Genomic DNA, 2,574 nt, shown 5'->3' with positions numbered 1-2,574 from the left:
CCGCCTACGCGTACGACGCGGCGCGCGCGATCATCCGGGCGGCCGCCACCGTGCTGCCGCGGCGCGCGGTGGTCGACCAGACGGCGCGCCACGACATCGTCAGCGCGATCGGCAGCGGCACGTTCGCCGGTGTCAGCGGCACGGTGTCCTTCGACCGCTGGGGCGACGTCAAGGACCCCCGGGTGGTGCTCTACACGGTGCTCGGTGGACGGTTCGTGGCGATGGCGACCCGAACCTCCTAGCGACACCCGGCGTCCGGTCGCAAAAGGACGCGACACGCTCACCCACCGCCCTTCGGGGCCGGCTCGGCGCGCATAGATTTCGTGACATCAGGTCGTTGATCGACTACTTAAAGTTCGCAACGGCGATGTTGACGATCTCCGGCGTCGCGGACGCCGGCACCGGCGCCGCAGCGCGATGCCGGGGAAGGGCGTGCCATGAGCGTTCCTGGACGGCGCTGGGGGGTGCTCGGCGCGGCGGGGCTGCTGGTGGCGGGGGCCGCCCTCGGCGGCTGCGGCGAGTCGCGGTCCGACGGCGGCAAGAAGGAGTTCGTCATCGGCTTCCAGGGCCCGCTGTCCGGGGGCAACCGGCAGTTGGGCATCAACGCCTACGACGGCCTGCTGACCGCCGTCGACCAGGCCAACCGCCGGCCGGACCTGCCATTCCGCCTGCGGATCGTCGCCTCCGACGACCAGGGGATGGCGCCCCAGGGCCCGGCCGCGGCCCAGAAGCTCATCGACAATCCGAACGTGGTGGCCGTGATCGGCCCGGTGTTCTCCGGGCCGGCGATGTCGAGCGAGCGCCTCTACAGCCGGGCCGGTCTGCTGTCGGTGAGCCCGTCGGCGACCAGTCCCGCGCTCTCCGACCAGGGCTTCACCACGTTCTACCGGGTCATGGCGGCCGACGGCATCCAGGGCGCGGCCGCCGCCGAGTACCTCGCCAAGGGCCTGAAGGTCACCTCGGTGTACTCGGTGGACGACGCCAGCGAATATGGCCGGGGCCTGTCCTCCGCGCTGGAGACGGCGCTGAAGGCGCGCGGGGTCACGCCGGTGCACGACGAGGTCGCCGCCGCGGACCTCGGGTCCGAGGCAGACAAGATCGCCAAGGCCGCGCCTGACGCGGTCTACTACTCCGGCTACTACGCGGAGCTGGCCGACCTGGCCGGGGCGCTGCGGAGCAAGGGTTACACGGGGAAGATCATCGGTGGCGACGGGGCGAACGACGACCAGCTCATCCGGCAGGCGGGCAGCGGCAACGCCGAGGGAATCCTGCTGACCTGCTCCTGCGGCGATCCCAACCACGACCGGTCCGCTGCCGCGTTCGTCGCCGAGTTCCGCGCGGTCAACAGCGGCACCCGGCCCGGGACCTACTCCGCCGAGGCCTATGACGCCACCAACGCGGTCATCGCGGTTCTGCGGCGGGTCGGCGCGGGAGCGAGCCGCGACTCGGTCGCCGGCGCCTTCGGCGGCGTGGACATCCCCGGCATCACCAAGCGGATCGTCTTCGCCCGCAACGGGGACGTCCGCGGTACGACGGTCTATCTGTACGAGGTGCGCCGCGGTCAGCGGGTCGCGCTCGGCCCGATCGACGCACTCGTGCGGCCCTGAGACTGGAGCGGAGCGCGGCGGCGCCGATCTGGCCGCCCGTGTCCGCGCCGGTTCCGGTCGGCCGATCCTGGGATCAGCCGACCGGGCGGCCTGTTCGCAATTGTGGCACCCGGGGACGACTTTGGTGCCGTACGGACCTTCCCCGCGTCCGCACGTTGTCTACTCGCCACCTCCCGGGTGCCACCGGCGATGAGATTAAGCCCCCCGGCCGCACCAGGTCAATCTCGCGCACGGAGTCCGGTGTGTCCCTTCGGGGATCCCTCGCCTGGGCAACGAGGAGCACCCGCAAGTAGTAAATTGCGTTAGATAAGTAGATCAGTGTGCTGTATTGCGGCTCCGCGTCATTGGTCCGAGGGAATGGTCCGAGAGCGGGGGAATCGGCTCTACGGCTGCCCGGTCTCCGGCGGCGCGGGGAGGATCATGCAGGTGAGCCGGCTGGTGCACACGGCGCGGCCGGCCTCGTCGGTGATCCGGATGTCGTACGTGGTCAGGGTACGTCCGCCGTGAACCCTGGTGGCGACGCCGGTGACGATGCCGGAGGTGGCGGAGCGGTGATGTGTCGCGCTGACCTCGATGCCGACCGCGATGCTGCCGGGGGGCGCGCCGAGCGTCGCCCCCACCGACCCCAGCGTCTCGGCGAGCACCACGGAGACCCCGCCGTGCAGAAGGCCGAACGGCTGACGGTTGCCCTCGACCGGCATCGTCGCCACCAGACGGGTCGCGCTGGCTTCGGTGAGCAGGATACCCAATCGCCGCTCGGCCTCCCCGCGCGCCTCGTTGACCTGGGCCGCGAGGCGGACCGCGGCCGGGTCCGGCCCAGCCGAGCCGTCACCGACCGTGGGCCCCGAGGCGGGGGTGCCGCTGGCGGTCGCGGGAGCATCGGCCGCCGGAGCGCCGCTCGCCGGTTCGGACCGCAACCTCGCCGCCCAGCTCAGTCTGGTCGCCTGGCAGACGGCCCCTACCGAGC

At 71.8% G+C, this 2,574-nt stretch carries 2 protein-coding genes and 1 pseudogene; 2 read left to right on the top strand and 1 reads right to left on the bottom strand.

What is annotated here, in order from left to right:
- Together MXD58_RS28705 and MXD58_RS28700 are read left to right on the top strand one after the other, a co-directional pair.
- A pseudogene (locus tag MXD58_RS28705) lies at window positions 1-242 on the top strand (ABC transporter substrate-binding protein); the annotation flags it as partial.
- Between the two features lie 195 nt (window positions 243-437).
- Entirely contained in the window at window positions 438-1,607 is a 1,170-nt protein-coding gene (locus tag MXD58_RS28700; protein WP_248839959.1) for a branched-chain amino acid ABC transporter substrate-binding protein, read from the top strand.
- A gap of 383 nt (window positions 1,608-1,990) precedes the next feature.
- Here MXD58_RS28700 and MXD58_RS28695 read toward each other — a convergent pair.
- Window positions 1,991-2,574: hotdog fold thioesterase (locus tag MXD58_RS28695; RefSeq protein ID WP_374616786.1), on the bottom strand; the 584-nt coding region annotated here is incomplete at its 5' end.

This window comes from Frankia sp. AgKG'84/4 (assembly GCF_023242965.2).
Classification (GTDB): Bacteria; Actinomycetota; Actinomycetes; order Frankiales; family Frankiaceae; genus Frankia.
Note: the sequence above shows the minus strand (reverse complement) of the source record. Positions and strands in the feature narration are given on the sequence as shown.